This window comes from Johannesbaptistia floridana, assembly GCF_057440575.1.
In genome coordinates this window covers 1-18,799 of record NZ_JALKVM010000148.1, presented here as the reverse complement: position 1 = coordinate 18,799, position 18,799 = coordinate 1, and the positions used below count along the sequence as shown (strand labels likewise).

Below are 18,799 nucleotides of genomic sequence, written 5' to 3'. Positions count from 1 at the left end.
AATGATTTGATAATCATGATATTTTGTAGTAGGGGCGCAAGGCTTGCGCCCACACCAAGGCTTGCGCCCACACCAAGGCTTGCGCCCACACCAAGGCTTGCGCCCACACCAAGGCTTGCGCCCACACCAAGGCTTGCGCCCACACCAAGGCTTGCGCCCACACCAAGGCTTGCGCCCACACCAAGGCTTGCGCCCACACCAAGGCTTTAGAGATAGCTGAACGAACTTTAGGAATAAATCATCCTATTACTCAAATTATTCGTAACAATCTAGATGGCATATTTTAAGTTTATGGTTACACAATGTGTTTAATAATGCCATGGTGCGTTACGCTTCGCACTTCGCACCCTACTATAGTTGAGTAATGAGTTTTGAAGTAATGAGTTTTGAAGTAATGAGTAAAAGAATTAATGCTCAAAGCTTAAAAATTGGTTGACCTTTGCTACGATCTTCGGCGAAAGAGAAATGAACTTTTTCTGAGGTTAATTTAGTACATAAGTACTGGTGCTTTGATATGAGTAATAATGATTTGATAATAATGATATTTTGTAGTAGGGGCGCAAGGCTTGCGCCCACACCAAGGCTTTAGAGATAGCTGAACGAACTTTAGGAATAAATGATCCTACTACCCAAATTATTCGTAACAATCTAGATGGCATATTTTAATTTTATGGTTAAACAATGTGATTTGATGATGTTATGGTGCGTTACGCTTCGCTAACGCACCCTACGGTTGCTACGGTTGCTAATTGATAATAATTATATTTTGTAGGGGCGCAAGGCTTGCGCCCACACCAAGGCTTGCGCCCTACATGAAGGCTTGCGCCCACACCTGAAGGCTTGCGCTTATTCCCTATTGTCTTTTACCGCAGCTAAAGACTGAATTCGCTCTTGATATTGTGAAGGTGCTAGAGAAATAGCTTGGGTAAATAACTCTGTAGATTCTTCTATTTTACCTTGGTTTTTTAAAACAATCGCTTTAGCTAATACAGGACGAAAATCATCAGAATTAGCCTCAATCATTTGATCATAAACAGCGATCGCCTCTGTATAGCGATCGCCTAGGGCGTATACTTGTCCTAGAAGCAATTGCACACCCAAGAGATTATCTCCTGTCAGTTGATTTGTTTGCAGAGTCTTCTGAATTAAATCTATGGCTGTTTCTGTGTCTTGTTGAGGTATCAATAGATTAATCATTCCCTGTAAAGCTTGTAAATCTCCGGGGTTAGCATCTAGTATACTTTGATAAGCTTCTTTTGCTCCCTCGTAATCACCTAGCTGCTGTCTAGTTTGAGCTAATAGTATAGTATACTCGCTCACATCACTGTTGAGTTTAGCTAAAGTTTCTAAGGGAGATACTGCTGCTTGTAGGTCCTGTTGTTGTAAACGAATTTCTAGTAATCCACGTAAAGCTGTCTGATTATTCGGTTCTCTTGCTAAAACTAATTCATATCCTCTAGCTTTGTCTTCTAATTCTCCTTGTCTATCTACTCTAACCTGACTTGGTTGATTACTAGCTTGTAAGGCGCCGTTAAATATGGGAAACAGAGAGAAAACCAAAAGACCGATTAACATCAGTATTAATATTGCGTATACTATGTAACTACGCTTATTGTTCGATGAATTCATTACTAATATTCTCCCAGTTTTGCGCAATTCAATACTTATTCCTAGTACAGTTTAGCATTAAAATATACATTTTAAATAACTATAGCAACTTCACTAGAAACGTGAGATAAAAATTTTTCTCTGTTTCCCTATTCCCTATTCCCTGGGGTCTAGCGCTATACTTATTTGATTATCTTAAAATAAACTTTTCCCTTGTCAACTTAATTTATAAGTAAATAGATGGCCAAATTAACCCCTAATCCTAGTTATAGTTTAGTAGTTTGTTTAGAATTACCCAACAAAGCCGGTACCTTGGCGACAGTCACCCAAGCTATTGCCGAAGTCGGTGGGAGTTTAGGACAAATTTCTTTAGAAGAACGAGATCTCAAAATAACTCGCCGAGAATTAACTATAGATGCCTACAGTTCTGAACATGCTGAGGAAATAGTTAATGCAATTAAAGCTTTACCAGATATTAAAGTTATCAGAATATCAGATAACACTTTTGATTTACACAGAGGAGGTAAAATCACTGTAGAAAGCCGAATTAAAAATCTCTCCCATGCTGATTTAGCTATGGCTTACACTCCTGGAGTCGGCAGAATCTGTAAAGCTATTGCTTCTGAACCAGAACAAGTTTACTCTCTAACTATAAAGAATAATACGGTAGCAATTATTAGTGATGGCAGTGCTGTTTTAGGATTAGGAAATTTAGGTCCCGAAGCCGCACTTCCCGTAATGGAAGGCAAAGCCATGTTATTCAAGGAATTTGCCGGAATTGATGCTTTTCCTATATGTCTAGCAAGCCAAGATGTAGAGACAATTATCGCCACAGTTAAACAGATTATTCCGGTGTTTGGTGGAGTTAATTTAGAAGATATTGCTGCCCCTAATTGCTTTGAAATCGAACGAAGATTAAAAGCAGAAACCGATATTCCAATTTTTCATGATGACCAAAATGGTACGGCGATTGTTAGTTTAGCTGCCTTATTCAATGCCCTCAAATTGGTACACAAAAAAATCTCCGAGATTAAAGTAGTAATCAATGGTGCAGGTGCCGCAGGTATTGCGATTGCCGACCTCCTCAAACAAGCAGGGGTAACGGAAATTATACTCTGTGACTCCCGAGGCATTGTTTCTGGGAGCAGAGAAAATCTGACCCCAGAAAAACAAAGATTTGCTGTAGCCGCTGAGGGTTCTCTTGCCGATGCTATGAAAGGTGCAGATGTTTTCTTAGGAGTGAGTGTACCTGGTGTAGTTTCTAAAGAAATGGTAAAATCTATGGCTAAAGATGCCATTGTTTTTGCCATGGCTAACCCGATTCCAGAAATTCAACCAGAATTAATCCAAGGGGATGTGGCAATTATTGCTACAGGACGTAGTGACTATCCCAATCAAATTAATAATGTGTTAGCTTTTCCTGGTGTATTTCGTGGAGCTCTAGATTGTCGTGCCAAAGCGATCACACCTAAGATGTGTCTAGAAGCAGCAAAGGCGATCGCCTCTTTGATTACGGCTACGGATTTAACCTCAGAACATATTATTCCTTCGGTATTTGACCCCAGAGTTGCTACAGCAGTAGCAGCTTCAGTACAACAAGCCGCTAGAGAAGAGGGTGTAGCTAGAAATTAAGCCTAAAAATGAATAAAATGGAGTTAAATGCACTAATTTAGCAAAAATGTATTTAACTCCACTCACAAGCTCCACAAAAATTATATGTTAAAGACAAACCTGTCTATGGTTATATATGCGCGGTGAGAACAATTCAAGCTAAACTGAAAAAGATTGAAGCAATAAGTTCACAGTAATATTACTTTGGCAACTATGGAAGATATACCTAAGGCTTTGCGACGAGAGCAATCGAAATCCTCAAAAAACCCATCTAAATCAGGAACAATGTTGATGGGAGGATTTTTAATAATTATTTGTGGAGCGATCGCGCTTGGTTCAGTATTTTTCTTATCTAGAGATAAATCAGATAATCCGGTTACCGCACAACCAACCCCATCAAAAATAATTGAGCCTGAAGTTACTTCTACTACTACTCCAGAAACTACTTCTCCTCCTGCTCCCCCAGATAACCTTTTAGGGCATCTAACATACGAAGAAGCACCAATAAGTGAGCTTCAACCCATTACCCCCGATCAACAAATTAAACTCCGTGCCAGCGCTGCGGAAAAATTTCTACAAATGCAAGCCGATGCTAAAAAAGATGGTATAATTTTAGTCCCTATATCCGGTTACCGCACCCTCGAACAACAAGAATATTTATTTTTCAATGTTAAAGAGCAAAGAGCCCAAGTTACCACAGAAAGAGCTGAAGTTAGTGCTCCCCCCGGCTATAGCGAACATCACACCGGTTATGCTATTGATATAGGGGATGGAATGGTCCCCGCTACCCATCTTCAAGTAAAGTTTGAAAAAACTCCTGCCTTCCTTTGGTTACAAGCTAATGCTCCTAAATATAGCTTTGAGTTGTCTTTTCCTCGAAATAATCCTCAAAATATTAGTTATGAACCTTGGCACTGGCGTTTTGTTGGAGATACCCATAGTTTAGAAACTTTTTATAAAGCTAGAAATCTCAGCCCAAATTCCATCAATACCAATGAATAGTAATCCCCTTAATTCTCACAGTCGCCAATGGTGGGTACAACGTTGGCTAGAATTACTCGATTCGTACCGTTTCAAAAAACGTTTAGAAAGAGCTCGTAATTATGCTAGAGAAGGCAATGTCCTCTCTATTGAGTTTCAAAATGCTCAAGTATTAGCTCAAGTTCAAGGGAGTGATGCCTCCCCCTATCAAGTTTCTTTGGCTATTGAATCTTTTAATGAGGAAAATTGGCGCGATATTATTACTACTCTCTCCTCTTCAGCTCTTTTTTTAGCTCAATTACTATCTGGTGAATTACCAGAAAATATTGAAGCAGTTTTTACTGCTAATGGTTTAAGTCTTTTTCCTTTTACTCTCCAAGAAATCCATTCTCGATGTAGTTGTCCTGACCCTGCTAATCCCTGTAAACATATCGGGGCCGTATATTACCAGTTAGCTGACCGCTTTAGTGAAGACCCTTTTGTAATTTTTCAACTCCGGGGTAGAACTAAAGAGCAAATTATTAATGATTTGCGTCAGTTACGGGGTCAAAATAATTTATCTCAAAATTTAGATTCTCTAGAGACTAATCCTCCCCTGACAAATTCCACTCCATCCCAGGATAATCTAGAAAAAGTTGATAGTTCTAATTTAAGTGAAATTACTCCTGACTTATCTAGTTTTTGGATCTATAATGAATCATTGGAATCAGATTTAGTAGTTATTACACCCCCTGTAGAAGGTAAGAATGTCCTAGAGATTTTGGGCACTTTACCCCTGCCCTATAGTGACGCTGAATTAGTAGAAAAATATTTACAACAAGCCTACCAAACTATACCTCTACAGGCAATGCAAGCAGCTTTAGGCAGTAGGTTGGGTTAAACAAAGTGCAACCCAACAACTAACAGTCCCAGACTCAGACCCTCGCATCTTTATCCAAAGTTACTTGTGGATGAATAATGAGTAATGAGTAAGGAGTAAGGAGTAATGAATCTTGAAGTCTTGAAGTTTTGAAGTCTTGAAGTTTTGAGTTAAAGAATTGATCCTAACCCCTTAAAAATTGATTCTCGCCTGTTGGCCTATTTAGATATGAATTGAAAGGTGGAGTGACCAAGGGCCCAACCTACACCTAACTACAGGCGATGCAAGCAGCATTAGGCCAAAATGAATGACTTAAAACATACAGTAGGTTGGGTTAAACAAAGTGCAACCCAACAACTAACAGTCCCAACCTACAGGCTAAATTGAAAGGTGGAGTGACCAAGGGCCCAACCTACACCTAACTACAGGCGATGCAAGCAGCTTTAGGCAGTAGGTTGGGTTAAACAAAGTGCAACCCAACAACTAACAGTCCCAGACAAGCAGGTAAGATCAAATCCATTTAATTAGTTATATTATTGGAGATATATACTTTACTATAATAAACATAGAAAATTAAAAAATAAAAAGACTAATGAAAAAAAAGTGGTGGAGTTGGTGGTTAAAATGGTGGACGATCGCTGGTTTTGTAGTTTTTGTAATTGTCATTTTCAGTGAACCACCTCGAATTTGGTTTTGGTTGGCAATTTTGGGGAGTTTAATTTTTTATGGATTTGAGAGAGGCATAAGTAATGATACTTAAGTATATTTAATACTTAGTAATTGCTTACTAACTCTCCGTAGTGCAATAATGATGACTAAAGTTGCCGACATTTTTCCCTAGGTTTTTATTTTGCTTAAATTGGACAATTCTGAATTTATGGAAGTTAAATGATGAATAAAAGCAGCCATTTGTTTAATTTCACTTGGTTCAAGATCATTTGCTAGAGTTTCAATCGAGTCAAGTTGAGCAATACGGGATAAAACTCCTTGATTTAAATCAGTAAGATTAGGAAGAGAATTAGTATCTAGTTTTTGATTTAGGTAATTAAAGGTGGTGTGAGTTACTGAAACTAAGGATTCTAGTTCATTATATAGTAGCTGATCAAGGCGATCGCTTACCTTCTCTTCTAGGATAAGATTTAAATTACTCACTAATAAAAATAGAGATTTGACATGGGTTTGTAGATTTACCCAATATTGGTAGGAGGTGCTATCTGTAAAAGGAAAAGATAATTCACTCTTAACATTTTTTAATAGTTTGTCTATATCACTTAATTGTTTTTTGATATTGTTATTTAACTGTTGACGAGATTGAGCATTATTTTTAAAGTTACCTTGTTGGTAGTCATCAAGAATATCACGATACAATTTTTCAATACTAGTAATTGCTGTATCTAAAGTAGAACTGAGTTTTTGAATATTTTTTTCCGGCCAAATAGCAATATTAACTATAATACCAACTAAACCCCCCAAGAACATATTCCAAAATCTTTGACCCACATAATCAAAAGTGTTACTGCCATACACTGGACCAGTGGCTATGATAAATACAGTTAGACTAAATACAATTACATTACGAGATAGTTTCAGTCCGTATCCTACTATTATTAGGAAAATGGGACCAAAAATTAAAGAAGCTAAAATACTTCCTTTGAATGCAATATTTACTAACAGTCCGTAAGTAGCACCAATTACTGTTGATTTTAGCTTGTCGCTCAAATATTTAACTGTATCACCACCAATAGGATGCATACAGAGAATGGCACCATAAAGTACATAGTTAATATTGCTGCTATGAATAGCATTTCCTAAGCCATAGGCGAGAGAGCCGGCGATCGCCATTTTCCCAATATAATGGTTAATATTCATTTAACTTCCAATTATTAACTTCTTGTAAATTAGCTAGGATAGTCGATTGGTATTTCTCCAACCAGACTAGACTCAATTGAAGGTCTTTGACCAGACCCTCTAAATAATAGTCAATTAAACTAACGGTTAAACGACTAGTAAGTTCAAAGTTTTTGGTTTCTCCCGAAACTCGTAGTTCTTCCCATCGAGTTTGCCACTTATGAAAAGCTAAGTTAGGCTTAGAAGGTTTTACGGAAGGGTATTGAGAGGTAATTTCTAGAGATAATCTTGTAAAAGTAGCTCTCAAGCTATTTTCTAAGGTTAATAATTCTGATTCTAGTTTCTGTAACAAAGGATCATTTGGATTTTTTAAGATTAAATCAGCAATGAAACTTAATTTGGTTAACATTCTTGATTGTAAATCTATTACTTCTAGCCACATTTGTGTTTCAGAAGTATTGAGACTACCAATTTTTGTATTTATGATTAGTGTTTTGTTAGATGCACCAAGAGAAGCATTAGCTTGTTCTACTATAGCTGGTATAGATTGATTCAAGTCATGGGAATAGTCAAAAATATTACTAAAATCACGAAAAATACTAAAAGTTTGACTAATCTTCGCTTTGATAGTGTTGCTACCGAAGATGGGCCAAAACAGGCGATCAATTAACCAAGCTGTAGTTATGGCAATACTCATCAATAAAAACATCTCCACAGCAATAGTATAGGGACTAGAACTTTTTAAAGTAACTGTTCCTGCGAACATTGCTGTATTAAGCATTCCAATACTTACTAATGAGGGTACCCAAGTTTTCATTACCCATCCAGTGAAAATAATATAAAAAAATAAGATAAAACTATTTATGTTCCATAAACCAGCTATTAAAGCTCCCAGAAAAAACATAAAAATTAATCCTGGCAAAAGTTTAAATAAGAGCAATTTTTTCAGTTCAATTGGGTCAGGAATCGTCCAGATAACATTAACAACTATTACTGGTCCCATAAAACTAAAAGCGAAATTAATGTTAAATGCTGCGGCTATAGCAAAAGTTAGAGGCAAAGCGATCGCTGTTTTGAACAACTTATGTAGATAAATTTTATTCATAGATACCTGTTATCCAGCGTAAACTAGCCATACCATAACTAAGAAGCGATCGCTCTTCAACGGTGACTCTTACTTCTCCGAGTGAACCTCCTGCAATCTTTTGTTTTGGTCCTCTTCCTTGGGTCCATTCATATCCTGATGGAGTATTAGGATTTTTGCTTAATTCTAATTCTACCTGCACCACTGGTAAGTTTTGGGCTCGTCCATTATCAGGAATAGAGTAGGGAACCGGATTCTTAATCAATGTTTGTGCCAACTGAGAATCTCCCACAATACTGGCTACTTCTTGAGTGGTTACTGTTTTTGAAGATACCCAGGTTACTTCCGAAGGAATAGCCCCATATTGCTCTCGGGTACCACCAAAGCGACGACTAGTTAGCAAGTGCGGTGTTACTTCTGCTGTCATACCTGGTTGAATGCGATTAGCATCTTCAGGGGTAAAAAAAGCATAGGTTGTTACTTCCAAGTCTTCTTTGTCTTCAATTCTTAGGGTACCTAAAGGTGTACCAACTTGTACATATTCTCCAGGATTTGTACTCACTGTCAAAACTGTACCATTATAGGTAGAGATAACTTTACTTTCTGTTTCTATGCGAGTTTGCAGATTGATAATGCTACGCTGAAGGTCATCAATCTGATTTTGGCGTTGTAAATTTGATTGTAAATCGCTTAACTCTAAGTTAGCTGACTGGGTACCGATGTTTTTGAGTTGAGCGCGTAGATTTTCATTTGCTGCTTCTAACTCAATGATACTAGAATTTAACTGTTCCTTTTTAGAGTTTAAATCTTCTAATTGGGCAAATAGTCGAGTTCGTTCGTTTTGACTTTGTTCTGCTTGATTCTCGGCATTTACTATATCTGAATTTAGAGGGGCTACTGCGCCTTCTGCGACTAATTCATCAAAGGCTTGCAAACGTTGGCTAGTTAAAGTAATAAATTCGTCTAATTGAGCAATACGTTCTTGGTAGGCTTGTTGCTGTTTTTCTGCTGCTATTAGTTCAATTTTAACCGCCTCTATTTTGGTCAAATTAGCTTGGATTTGTTGAGGAATAGAAATACTTTCTAACTCAAGGGTTTGTTCTTGTAGAGTACTACGACGTTGTTGGGCATCAGTAATAACAATATTTTCCTCTTCTATTTCCTTAAGTTTTTGTTGCTGGGTTATCAGTTGTTCCTCTAATTCTGGTAAATCTAGGATCGCTAAAACTTGTCCTGCTTGGATGCGATCGCCTGGTTCTACTAATATCTCTAGTACTTGCCCATTTGTTCCTCTTGGTTGAAAGGAAATAATTGAACGTGGTTGAATTAAAATTGATTGTCCAGTTACTCTAATAGGAATAGTACCCACTATACTCCACAATCCAGTTACACCTGCTAAAACAATAGTAGGTAATAGTCTGTATACCAAAGGTATTCTTTGGGGTATAGTAGGTTCTTCCCTTATTTGAGAGTCATTTTGACTAAGTTTATTTTCTTGAGATTTCATATAGTTTTTTTATAACTTATAGTTATATCATTTATCATACTTTAGCATAAATAATCGGTACGATAACACCATATTTTCATTGACAATTTGTTCAAATGTTAAGTGCTCAGGTACCTTAGAAACTTCTTTAACTTTTTGCCAAGCTTCTGATAGAATCTTTTCTTCTGCTGGATTTAATTTGCCATCATTTTTGGCAATATAAACTAACAATTTTTAACTCGCTATTATCTCTTCTATATCAAACTCTATGCTATGTTTATAGCAGTTCCCATTCTTGTGAGGTACAAAGGTTATCCTTTTGAGGCAGGAGGCTCCTCAGACCAAAGCATCTTTACCCAAAGTTACTTGTGGTGGTTAAGTTTTGAAGTAATGAGTTTTGAAGTAATGAGTAAGAGAATTAATGCTAAAGGCTTAAAAATTGATTCTCCCTTGTCGGCCAATTTCTGTACTTTTGTTTTGGTGCAAGATATGAGGCAGGTGGGAGGATTTAGGTGTAGCTCATGAGTCCTTTGAAATGCTATATAAAAGTTTAAGATAAGTTAAAAGGTAAAGAAATAGGTTCATCTATAATCCCTGGTCTTTCCACCTCTCGGTCAATAGCTTCCTTATAAACTATCAACTGGTGATTAAGGCTTAAATCTTGGGTTTGATAGAAAAAAGATATATCTTGTCCTAAATGTAGGTAAAAGTTATTGTTAATTTCTATTGGAGGTAGCAACCAAGTTTGGTCTGCTTGATTAACAATACGATAAGTATTGGGAATAAACTCAGTATAAAACTGAGCAAATTGAGGATCGCCTACTCTTGGCGAAGCGTATGTATATACATATATATTGTCTTGTAACTGATTAAACTGTAGAACTAAATCAAGACTAGCTAGTGTACAAATAGCTCCACCTAAACTGTGACCGCCTAAATAACAAGGAATATTTAAATCTAATTTTTGAACCTCACTACGCATAACTTCTTCTAAAGACTTACGGTAAAGATAGTTAAAACCATAATGAACTTTACCCATTTCTAAATCAGTAGATTGATAGTATGTTTGCTTACTTATGACATTTGCCACCCATTCTTTTATTTGCTGAGTGCCTCTAACTATAATAATATTTCTTTTTGGGGATTTGAGTATAAAACCACAATAGATAAAATCAGATCTAAAAATATAATTTTTTCTAGTAACTCTTTCTAATAATGTTTGAATTCGAGGGAAACGCTTCTTCACAAACTTGAAACTACTAACTTGTTCATATTCTTCAAGTTCGGGAAAATAACTGGGAAGGGATTGAATCGAACCATCATATGTCTGGTCTACAGTTCCTCGTATATATTGTTCTGTTGCTAAACGGCAACAACGCACCAAAATTTTGGACATAGAGCGGTCATAAGGCACTACAGGTGGTTTTAGCTGAAACTTTTTTTGAAGTTCACGAATTTGCTTAAGAGACACATCGTCACTATATAATAGTTGATCATCTTGACTATTTTGAGTGTCTTCTAGTTGATTTCTAAAACTAGAAGTACCAATTGATATTCCTGTACCTGTAATAAATCCACCCCATAAAATCTGACGACGACTGAACTTAGCCATAAAAAATCACTCTTAGTAATAAGTTTTATTATATAAAATATGTAAAGTACTTATCCTAGGCCAAAATGAATGACTTAAAACATACAGTAGGTTGGGTTAAACAAAGTGCAACCCAACAACTAACAGTCCCAACCTACAGGCTAAATTGAAAGGTGGAGTGACCAAGGGCCCAACCTACACTTCTACAGGCGATGCAAGCAGCATTAGGCCAAAATGAATGACTTAAAACAGATATAGTTTGATGCTCGTTTTTTAGCTTTCTCTAGGGCTTTTTGCGATTAAAACGTAACTTTCTTCTGTTTGAGTTGCTTTAAATAAATTAATTGGTGCTGTGGTAAATTTGAGGATAATTACTAACAACAATAGATGAATTAACCAGTGGGCAACTACAATACCCCAAATTAAACACACAAAGAAACTTGTTACTGCTAAAACTCCATATATATCATGATTAGTACGTTGATAGAGTAAGAAACTGGCGATCGCCGTAGCGCCAAGTAAACAGGGAAATAGATGTATTAGCATAATTGACACCATTTTTTATGGTTTGCTTTTGGAAGTATTTAAGTTCCTTAGTAAATACTAGTTCTTAAATATTCTTTTTATATTCTTAGGCTAACATTTTTTCTTGTCTTTTCTTGGTATACTTCATTACTTATTAGCTATTTTGTAAAAAAACTTTGCATAAAAATATAAAATTTAACCGATAAATTCTACTAACCAATCTTTAAGATGTTTTGTCGCTCTACAATCATCTTCATTATACTCAACAATTAATTCTAGTAATTGGCGATCTTGCTTTTTTAACCATTGGTCATACCAGTAAACTGATTGATCTCCACTAACTCCTGGATTACGCCAATGAAAGCCTAACCAATTAGCGAGGGATTTCAATGAATAACTTTCTACAGGAAAAATTACTGAATTAATTACGTATTCGTGTAAATCAATTAAACGCTCTAAAATTGCCTGTTCTTGTGGCCAAGAAGTTTGATAAAGTTTAGCTAAACGTTTAACTGTTTCTACTTCATACTCAGAGTAATGATAAATGGGGCTTTGGGGATAGGTACTAACTAAATCTAAAAATTGTTGCCAAACTAACTTTTCTGCTTCTGGGTTTTCTGCTAAAAGAGCATAGAACTTTTCAGTATTGGTTTCTCGATTCACAACTAAAACCCCCAGGAGATAATCCAACTGTCTTTCCGGTTCAGCTTCTATGTCAAAATAAAGTTCAATGGGAGCTGATGGCAATTTTTGACTCCAATCCCCTTGATTTTCTATAGAGAAAGGTTGATTGATTACCAGAGAAAAGGCTTGTTTTTGTAGCTGAGTGGCTATTGATGGATGAATTTTTTTAGTTAGTTGTTGAGGAGAAACACTAGCGAGAGAAGGAATGTTGTCAATACCTAAATTTTTGAGTTGTTGATAACGAGAAGGGGTAACCCCAGGCACTAAAGATAAATGCTTTTCAGTTTGGGCAATACTATAGCAGTGAGTATACCATTGACAGAGATTACAACGTTGACGAGAAATAAAGATTTCTGGATTTTCTGAACTATTGATAGTAGTTAGTAAATTAGCTAGATTTTGTTGCAATCGGTGTAACCATAGGTTAAGGTTGACTCTATATTCGTTTTGTCTACGGAGAATGATTTTAGCTTTTTGAGGTTGATTTTGTTGTAAATTAATCAGTAAATAAGCATAAAACGCTGCAATTAATTTATACTCCGGTTTAGGTCGGCGTCCAAGTTGAATAGTAACGGGAAAATATTGCCAATCACCAAAACAAGATTCTCCTGGTTGTTTAACAAGCAAATGAGGCATCCCTACTAAAGGCTTGGCATAATCATCACGACGCAAAACACCTTGGTAAATATAATCAACTCCTTGAGTCATTAACTCTTTGGTAGCTTCAATTTTAGCTGACCGACTTAAGTGAGTTGGAACTTGAACATAATTAGGATAAAATTGCAGAAGGGTCTTCTGGATGTGGCGGTTCGCTTCTTGTTTGAGTTTGACTCGAAAATCTTTCTCGGGGTCGCTATGTTTTTGATCGCCGTGAATATTGAGATAAGCTCGGCGTTGACAGCGTTTATAGTCTATCAGCAACTGATCAGTTATCATTAATTAAAAGCAGCATGGGTAATATAGAAGAACATAGACAACATTTTAGGGCGTTAAATAATAAAGTTTATTGTAATTTTGGTGGACAAGGTCCTTTACCAACACAGGCTCTTCAAACAATTATAGACACCTATCATTATATTCAAGATTTGGGGCCTTTTTCTTTAGAAGTTAATGCCTGGATTAGTAAAACTAATCAACAGTTACGGGAGGCTATAGCCTCTGAGTTAAGTGTATCTTCTCAACAAATTACTCTTACAGAAAATGTCACTAGTGGTTGCAATATTGTACTTTGGGGCATAAACTGGCAACCTGGAGATGAAATACTTATGAGCGATTGTGAACATCCTGGCATTATCGCTATCATTCAAGAGATTTCTCGTCGTTTTCAGGTAAAAGTAACTGTTTATCCTCTTTTGTCAACTCTTAATCTAGATAATAGTGTGAGTGTTATTGAGCAATATTTACAGCCTCGCACTCGTTTACTAGTATTGAGTCATTTACTTTGGAATACTGGGCAACTTTTGCCTCTAGCTGATATTGTCAGTTTAGCACATCAGCATTCAGTAGCGGTTTTAGCAGATGCCGCCCAATCTGTGGGGAGTATACCTCTGGATTTAGCACAGTTGAGGGTAGATTTTTATGCTTTTACCGGACATAAATGGCTGTGTGGACCTGCGGGGGTAGGTGGTCTCTATACTAGTCCTAATCCTATCATTGATTTACATCCTACTTTTATCGGTTGGCGTGGTGTAAATTTGAATCAACAGGGTAAACCGATTGGGTGGAAAGATAGTGGTCAACGCTTTGAAATCGCTACTTCTGCTTATCCTCTCTATGCAGGTCTCATTTCGGCGATCGCTCTTCACCAAGATTGGGGCACACCCCAACAAAGATATAATCAAATCTGTAAACTCAGTAACTATCTTTGGCTGAAGTTAGGAGAAATTAACAAGGTTAGATGTTTGAAAACTTCTCCCCCTTCAGCAGGTTTAGTTTCTTTTGTTTTGGAAGATTCTCAGGTCTCTCCTTCAGAGTTGGTCGCTTTGTTAGAAAAACGTGGTTTTCAGTTACGCACTTTGTCAGATCCTAGTTGTATTCGCGCCTGTGTTCATTATTTTACTTTACCAGAGGAGTTAGATCGTTTAGTTGAAGCTATTAGAGAAATTATTAATAAGTGAATTTGTCTATTTAACTTCTAGGGATGATAGGGCGATCGCCTGGTAACATTCCTTGAGAGAAAGACGTGCTTTCATTGCCTCCATTAGATTTAAAAAAGACTCCTGATTATTTTCAATCAACTGTTTGGCACGTAATAAAGCTAAATTTACTCTTTGTTGGTAAACGGCAGGGGGTATTCCTGCTTCGGCTAAGGCTGTGGTAATCCTATTTTGGTCATCTTCACCCCCATAAGCTTCACCATACATAATCATTTCGGCCGCTACTCCCGCACTCCAAACTGTACAAAAATAATCTAGTAATTTAGCAAACTGAAATTGATCTAAGTTTTCCCTATTGATTTGTTGTAAATCAAATACCACTCCCCCCTTACCGGGATATCCTTGACGAAAAGCTTCCCAAGCACTAAGGGTGTAACTTTCAATGGGTATATTAAGCAGATGGGCAACTAAAAAATGACCAGCTTCATGGGTAACTACGCGATCGCGCTCTTCGGGAGATGATAGTAAGTCTAGTAAAATTGTACTACCTCGACTTTGCCAACCCAGAGTATCAAATGTAGCTAAAACTAGAATGATTGCAGTGATTCCCGCCGGAATTGTTGGAGAAATATTTAAAATTGGCCCAATTAAAGCAAAGAGAGTCATCGAAAAGATACTAATTGCTAGTAGATTTAAAGTTGTTTGTGACATATTTTTGGTTTTTTTCTTTATTCTAAAGCAACCGATAAGCCGAGTTAAAGCCTAAAGCCCTTTGAGAGTTGCCTAATTCTAAAGCTAATCTGAGAATCCCTCTTCTACCTATTTCTGTTTCAAATACCGTAGAAAAAACTAAATCTAAACTATATTTAGTGCATAATTGTCGCAATGCCTCAGGAAAACCAAAAATAGAAGGTTTGATGACATAAATTCCTCTCCAACCTAGTTGATAACATTTTTCTAATTGGGTTGAAGTAGCTACAGACTCATCAAGGGCGATCGCTGTATGATATTTTGCAGCTAACTCTAACATTGCTGATAGTTGATGCGGTGGTAGGGGTTGTTCCATAAATTCTACACCCCCTAAGTTGTCAGCCATTGCCAACCAAGTCTCCGCCTCAGCTATATTTAAACCACCATTGGCATCTAATCTCAGTTTTCCTGGAGTAATAATTTCTCTGAGTTGTTTAAATATTTCTAATTCTGTTTTGAGAGAATAAACACCAATTTTCCATTTAAAGGTGGTTTCTCTTTCTCTAGCTTGGGTTTGAGCAAAACTAAGGGCTTTTTCTCCTGCCGGGAGGAGATAACTGTAGTGAAGATTTTTGGGATCAAGGGGAATTGGGTGTAATAATTCTTCTAAAGCTGAAGCGAAGCCAAATTGACAGGCAGTTAAATTATAGGGAATTTGACTCAGAATCTGGGTAGTAATTTCTTTAGTTTTGATTTCTTGACAAAAGGCGATCGCCTCTTCTATGGTTTCAGATCCAAACCAGGGTAGAGGGGCTATTTCTCCCCATCCTATTTTACCTTGAGCTGATTCTAAACGGAGAATAATTCCCTCTCTAATTTTCCATTCTCCATGACTAGTAATTATCGGAGAAACAAAAGGGCGTCTATATATCTGGTATTCAAAAATAATTTTACTCATTTTTATCGGTTATTTGGTTCACTCCAGAGTAAATATAGACGTTGAGTAAAGCTTCCGCGATCGCTTTTTTTTTCTGCTTGTTTCGCTAAAATTTCTGCTTGAGAAATATCTAAACTAAGAATCAGAGCATCAATTACTTCATAAATATCTGCTACTTCCTCGATTAACTCTTCAGTCGTCTCAGTATTAGCTGCTTCTTGGGCTTCTTCTAGTAATTTAGCCTTCAAAGCAGCTAGATACTCAGAATCCGATAATTGACTTACTTGGTATTGATAACCATTACTAGCGATAATTTCAGGTATTTTATCTCGTATCAGCTTATTATATTCCTTGCGCATTTCTTTAATATCTACATCTTGAATCAGTATTTTTGTACTAACCTTATCTAGATTGACAAAACAAATAGCTATAGTTTAATCTATTGAGTTTCAAACAGAGAAAAAAACGCTATATTAATACTAATGACCGATAAATAGTATTAATGCTCACATCAATCAAAGAAATAGCCAATAATCTAGCACCACGCCTAATTGAAATTAGACGTCATATCCATGCCCATCCCGAATTAAGTGGGCAAGAATATCAAACCGCAGCTTATGTCGCTGGAGTTTTATCATCCTGCGGAGTACACGTCAAAGAAGCAGTAGGGAAAACTGGTGTAGTTGGAGAACTAAAAGGATCCGGTGCTGATTCCAGAATTTTAGCTATTCGTACAGATATGGATGCTTTACCTATTCAAGAGAAAACTAAGTTAGAATTTGCCTCTTGTAAACCAGGAATTATGCACGCCTGTGGTCATGACTTACACGCTACAGTAGGATTAGGCACGGCGATGGTATTATCTCAACTCCCACAGCCTTTACCCGGGGATGTACGGTTTTTATTTCAACCTGCTGAAGAAATAGCCCAGGGTGCTAGTTGGATGGTAAGAGATGGTGCCATGCGCGATGTAAGCGGCATTTTTGGTGTCCACGTCTTCCCAACGATTCCCTCCGGCTCAATTGGCATTAGATATGGTGCTCTTACCGCCGCCGCAGATGAATTAGAAATTTTTATTCAGGGAGAATCAGGGCACGGCGCACGACCTCATGAAGCCATTGATGCTATTTGGATCGCTTCCCAAGTGATTACTAGTTTACAACAGGCAATTAGCCGGACACAAAACCCTCTACGCCCCATAGTTTTGACTATTGGACAAATTAACGGAGGTAGAGCCCCCAATGTTATTGCCGACCATGTTAGATTAGCAGGAACAGTGAGATCTTTACATCCAGAAACCCATACTAATCTACCTAATTGGATTGAGAATATTGTTGCTGGTGTATGTAATACTTATAAAGCTCGTTATCAGGTTAATTACCGTCGAGGAGTTCCCTCAGTGCAAAATGACCAAAATCTAACTAAAATTCTCGAAGAAGTAGGGAAAGAAGCTTGGGGTAGTCAATATGTAGAGATTCTTGAAGAGCCTTCTTTAGGGGCAGAAGATTTTTCCCTGTATTTAGAACACGCTCCCGGAAGCATGTTTCGTCTAGGAGTAGGTCACCCGGATAAACAGAATTATCCTTTACATCACCCTCTGTTTGAAATTGACGAATCAGCAATTATCACTGGTGTAGTTACTTTAGCTTATGCCGCCTATAAATATTGGTCTCCTCAGCCCACTCTAGGGGATTTAACTAGTGAATCAAAAATTTTAGCTTAATTGTTATTTTAATTGTTATGGCAGGTGGCGGGGTGACATAAAGCGTTAAAAACGAGGTTCGTAGTTGGACTTTAGTCCAAAAGATCTTAGGGGGTGACAATAAATTTAAAAGTGGTGATTTGATAGGGCTAAAGCCCTACTACAAACTTATCGAATGATAATTATTAGGTGTAAGAACATACAGTGATAAAATAGTCATGAATAATTTATTAATAGGGTAAGTGTTTAATTTTTTATCTTCAGCTAATTTTTCCTTGCCAATATCTCTCAGTATAGTAATGGTTTATATAAGCATCATTGTAATTTTAGCTGAAGCCATTAACCGTTTTCTTGAGGGAAATGAAGAACTAACCCGTAAAATTGTACATATCGGCACAGGTAATGTAGTTTTAATCGCCTGGTGGCTAAAAATTCCCGCTTTGGTGGTTATTGTAGCCGCAGTTATTGCCAGCATCATCGCTTTGATTTCTAATAGAATATCAATTTTACCCAGTATTAACAGTGTAGGACGTAAGAGTTTAGGAACTTTTTTTTATGCCGTCAGTATTGGCGTTTTAATTGGTAGCTTTTGGGCAATTAACCAACCAGAATATGCAGCAATTGGTATTTTAATTATGACTTGGGGAGATGGCCTAGCCGCATTGATTGGGAAAAATTGGGGTAGACATCTCTATAGTATTTGGGGGATAAACAAAAGCTGGGAAGGTTCTGCTACCATGCTTATCATCAGTTTTTTAGTCACTAGCCTAATTATAATTTTTGTGAGGGGCTATAGTTGGCCAATATTTTTTGTTTGTTTAGCTGTTTCTTTGTTAGCAACTTTTTTAGAGGCATTTTCTCAATGGGGTATTGATAATCTAACTGTTCCGATTGGAAGCGCCGCTTTCTGCTTTTTGTTAATCCAGGCAATTTCTTTGTAGAATGCGCGAATTTAGAATCTAGTATTAGTAGGGTGCGTTAGGCCTCCTTGTCTACCTTGTCTTACTTTTACTACAAGCTCTTGGTAAAAAACCTACCCTTGTGAGCTCTCCCCCTCTCCAGAAATGATATAACTAAACTATGCCAGACTATCCCAG

19 protein-coding genes are annotated in these 18,799 nt (G+C 37.1%); 8 read left to right on the top strand and 11 right to left on the bottom strand.

Annotated elements, in window-relative coordinates; all coding sequences use genetic code 11:
- Positions 1–43: 43 nt before the first annotated feature.
- Positions 44–220 (top strand): hypothetical protein, encoded by a 177-nt coding sequence (locus tag MW688_RS10185; RefSeq protein ID WP_486735863.1) that lies wholly within the window; start codon positions 44–46, stop codon positions 218–220.
- A gap of 626 nt (positions 221–846) precedes the next feature.
- On the opposite strand, the gene MW688_RS10180 is transcribed toward MW688_RS10185, so the two are convergent.
- The gene (locus tag MW688_RS10180) at positions 847–1,629 is read right to left on the bottom strand and encodes a tetratricopeptide repeat protein (RefSeq protein ID WP_486735862.1); all 783 of its coding nucleotides are present in this window, start codon (positions 1,627–1,629) and stop codon (positions 847–849) included.
- Between the two features lie 219 nt (positions 1,630–1,848).
- Between MW688_RS10180 and MW688_RS10175 the strand changes: the two genes are divergently transcribed.
- The 4 genes from MW688_RS10175 to MW688_RS10160 all read left to right on the top strand — a co-directional run bounded on the left by MW688_RS10175 (position 1,849) and on the right by MW688_RS10160 (position 5,819).
- Entirely contained in the window at positions 1,849–3,240 is a 1,392-nt protein-coding gene (locus MW688_RS10175) for an NAD-dependent malic enzyme (protein WP_486735861.1), read from the top strand.
- A 192-nt stretch (positions 3,241–3,432) separates the two neighbouring features.
- Positions 3,433–4,221 (top strand): M15 family metallopeptidase, encoded by a 789-nt coding sequence (locus tag MW688_RS10170; protein WP_486735860.1) that lies wholly within the window; start codon positions 3,433–3,435, stop codon positions 4,219–4,221.
- The gene (locus MW688_RS10165; RefSeq protein WP_486735859.1) at positions 4,214–5,080 is read left to right on the top strand and encodes an SWIM zinc finger family protein; all 867 of its coding nucleotides are present in this window, start codon (positions 4,214–4,216) and stop codon (positions 5,078–5,080) included. Before MW688_RS10170 ends, MW688_RS10165 begins: the two co-directional genes overlap by 8 nt.
- 571 nt (positions 5,081–5,651) lie before the next feature.
- On the top strand, positions 5,652–5,819 hold the full coding sequence (locus tag MW688_RS10160) for a hypothetical protein (RefSeq protein ID WP_486735858.1): 168 nt from the start codon (positions 5,652–5,654) through the stop codon (positions 5,817–5,819).
- A 77-nt stretch (positions 5,820–5,896) separates the two neighbouring features.
- Here MW688_RS10160 and MW688_RS10155 read toward each other — a convergent pair whose 3' ends face one another.
- The 7 genes from MW688_RS10155 to MW688_RS10125 form a co-directional block, all read right to left on the bottom strand.
- Complete coding sequence (locus tag MW688_RS10155) at positions 5,897–6,928, bottom strand: aromatic acid exporter family protein (protein ID WP_486735857.1); 1,032 nt, start codon at positions 6,926–6,928, stop codon at positions 5,897–5,899.
- Complete coding sequence (locus tag MW688_RS10150; protein WP_486735856.1) at positions 6,918–8,012, bottom strand: hypothetical protein; 1,095 nt, start codon at positions 8,010–8,012, stop codon at positions 6,918–6,920. The genes MW688_RS10155 and MW688_RS10150 overlap by 11 nt, the downstream gene beginning before the upstream one ends.
- Positions 8,005–9,498: an NHLP bacteriocin system secretion protein gene (locus MW688_RS10145; protein WP_486735855.1), complete on the bottom strand. Its 1,494-nt coding sequence runs from the start codon at positions 9,496–9,498 to the stop codon at positions 8,005–8,007. The genes MW688_RS10150 and MW688_RS10145 overlap by 8 nt, the downstream gene beginning before the upstream one ends.
- Positions 9,499–9,525: 27 nt before the next feature.
- Positions 9,526–9,708, bottom strand: coding sequence for a hypothetical protein (locus MW688_RS10140; RefSeq protein WP_486735854.1), 183 nt, complete (start codon positions 9,706–9,708; stop codon positions 9,526–9,528).
- Between the two features lie 319 nt (positions 9,709–10,027).
- Positions 10,028–11,089: a lipase family protein gene (locus tag MW688_RS10135; protein WP_486735853.1), complete on the bottom strand. Its 1,062-nt coding sequence runs from the start codon at positions 11,087–11,089 to the stop codon at positions 10,028–10,030.
- Positions 11,090–11,341: 252 nt separating this feature from the next.
- Complete coding sequence (locus tag MW688_RS10130) at positions 11,342–11,614, bottom strand: hypothetical protein (RefSeq protein ID WP_486735852.1); 273 nt, start codon at positions 11,612–11,614, stop codon at positions 11,342–11,344.
- Positions 11,615–11,788: 174 nt separating this feature from the next.
- A complete protein-coding gene (locus MW688_RS10125; RefSeq protein WP_486735851.1) occupies positions 11,789–13,213 on the bottom strand; it encodes a TM0106 family RecB-like putative nuclease in 1,425 nt (474 codons plus the stop codon).
- A gap of 14 nt (positions 13,214–13,227) precedes the next feature.
- On the opposite strand from MW688_RS10125, the gene MW688_RS10120 reads away from it, so the two are divergent.
- Positions 13,228–14,394, top strand: coding sequence for an aminotransferase class V-fold PLP-dependent enzyme (locus tag MW688_RS10120; protein ID WP_486735850.1), 1,167 nt, complete (start codon positions 13,228–13,230; stop codon positions 14,392–14,394).
- A gap of 6 nt (positions 14,395–14,400) precedes the next feature.
- Here MW688_RS10120 and MW688_RS10115 read toward each other — a convergent pair whose 3' ends face one another.
- Genes MW688_RS10115 through MW688_RS10105 form a run of 3 tightly spaced genes read right to left on the bottom strand, consistent with a single transcriptional unit; the run spans position 14,401 to position 16,359 of the window.
- On the bottom strand, positions 14,401–15,084 hold the full coding sequence (locus MW688_RS10115; protein WP_486735849.1) for an ATP-dependent Zn protease: 684 nt from the start codon (positions 15,082–15,084) through the stop codon (positions 14,401–14,403).
- A gap of 22 nt (positions 15,085–15,106) precedes the next feature.
- Positions 15,107–16,021 (bottom strand): o-succinylbenzoate synthase, encoded by a 915-nt coding sequence (locus MW688_RS10110; RefSeq protein ID WP_486735848.1) that lies wholly within the window; start codon positions 16,019–16,021, stop codon positions 15,107–15,109.
- A 2-nt stretch (positions 16,022–16,023) separates the two neighbouring features.
- On the bottom strand, positions 16,024–16,359 hold the full coding sequence (locus MW688_RS10105) for a nucleoside triphosphate pyrophosphohydrolase (protein WP_486735847.1): 336 nt from the start codon (positions 16,357–16,359) through the stop codon (positions 16,024–16,026).
- A gap of 143 nt (positions 16,360–16,502) precedes the next feature.
- Here MW688_RS10105 and MW688_RS10100 point away from each other — a divergent pair, with 143 nt between their 5' ends.
- Together MW688_RS10100 and MW688_RS10095 are read left to right on the top strand one after the other, a co-directional pair.
- Positions 16,503–17,723, top strand: coding sequence for a M20 family metallopeptidase (locus MW688_RS10100; RefSeq protein WP_486735846.1), 1,221 nt, complete (start codon positions 16,503–16,505; stop codon positions 17,721–17,723).
- A 278-nt stretch (positions 17,724–18,001) separates the two neighbouring features.
- Positions 18,002–18,643: a diacylglycerol/polyprenol kinase family protein gene (locus MW688_RS10095; protein ID WP_486735864.1), complete on the top strand. Its 642-nt coding sequence runs from the start codon at positions 18,002–18,004 to the stop codon at positions 18,641–18,643.
- Positions 18,644–18,799 lie beyond the last annotated feature (156 nt).

Coding starts and splice junctions, on each gene's coding strand:
- MW688_RS10180 (WP_486735862.1), bottom strand. CDS start 1,629: ATGAATTCATCGAACAATAAGCGTAGTTACATAGTATACGCAATATTA.
- MW688_RS10175 (WP_486735861.1), top strand. CDS start 1,849: ATGGCCAAATTAACCCCTAATCCTAGTTATAGTTTAGTAGTTTGTTTA.
- MW688_RS10170 (WP_486735860.1), top strand. CDS start 3,433: ATGGAAGATATACCTAAGGCTTTGCGACGAGAGCAATCGAAATCCTCA.
- MW688_RS10165 (WP_486735859.1), top strand. CDS start 4,214: ATGAATAGTAATCCCCTTAATTCTCACAGTCGCCAATGGTGGGTACAA.
- MW688_RS10160 (WP_486735858.1), top strand. CDS start 5,652: ATGAAAAAAAAGTGGTGGAGTTGGTGGTTAAAATGGTGGACGATCGCT.
- MW688_RS10155 (WP_486735857.1), bottom strand. CDS start 6,928: ATGAATATTAACCATTATATTGGGAAAATGGCGATCGCCGGCTCTCTC.
- MW688_RS10150 (WP_486735856.1), bottom strand. CDS start 8,012: ATGAATAAAATTTATCTACATAAGTTGTTCAAAACAGCGATCGCTTTG.
- MW688_RS10145 (WP_486735855.1), bottom strand. CDS start 9,498: ATGAAATCTCAAGAAAATAAACTTAGTCAAAATGACTCTCAAATAAGG.
- MW688_RS10135 (WP_486735853.1), bottom strand. CDS start 11,089: ATGGCTAAGTTCAGTCGTCGTCAGATTTTATGGGGTGGATTTATTACA.
- MW688_RS10130 (WP_486735852.1), bottom strand. CDS start 11,614: ATGCTAATACATCTATTTCCCTGTTTACTTGGCGCTACGGCGATCGCC.
- MW688_RS10125 (WP_486735851.1), bottom strand. CDS start 13,213: ATGATAACTGATCAGTTGCTGATAGACTATAAACGCTGTCAACGCCGA.
- MW688_RS10120 (WP_486735850.1), top strand. CDS start 13,228: ATGGGTAATATAGAAGAACATAGACAACATTTTAGGGCGTTAAATAAT.
- MW688_RS10115 (WP_486735849.1), bottom strand. CDS start 15,084: ATGTCACAAACAACTTTAAATCTACTAGCAATTAGTATCTTTTCGATG.
- MW688_RS10110 (WP_486735848.1), bottom strand. CDS start 16,021: ATGAGTAAAATTATTTTTGAATACCAGATATATAGACGCCCTTTTGTT.
- MW688_RS10105 (WP_486735847.1), bottom strand. CDS start 16,359: ATGCGCAAGGAATATAATAAGCTGATACGAGATAAAATACCTGAAATT.
- MW688_RS10100 (WP_486735846.1), top strand. CDS start 16,503: ATGCTCACATCAATCAAAGAAATAGCCAATAATCTAGCACCACGCCTA.
- MW688_RS10095 (WP_486735864.1), top strand. CDS start 18,002: ATGGTTTATATAAGCATCATTGTAATTTTAGCTGAAGCCATTAACCGT.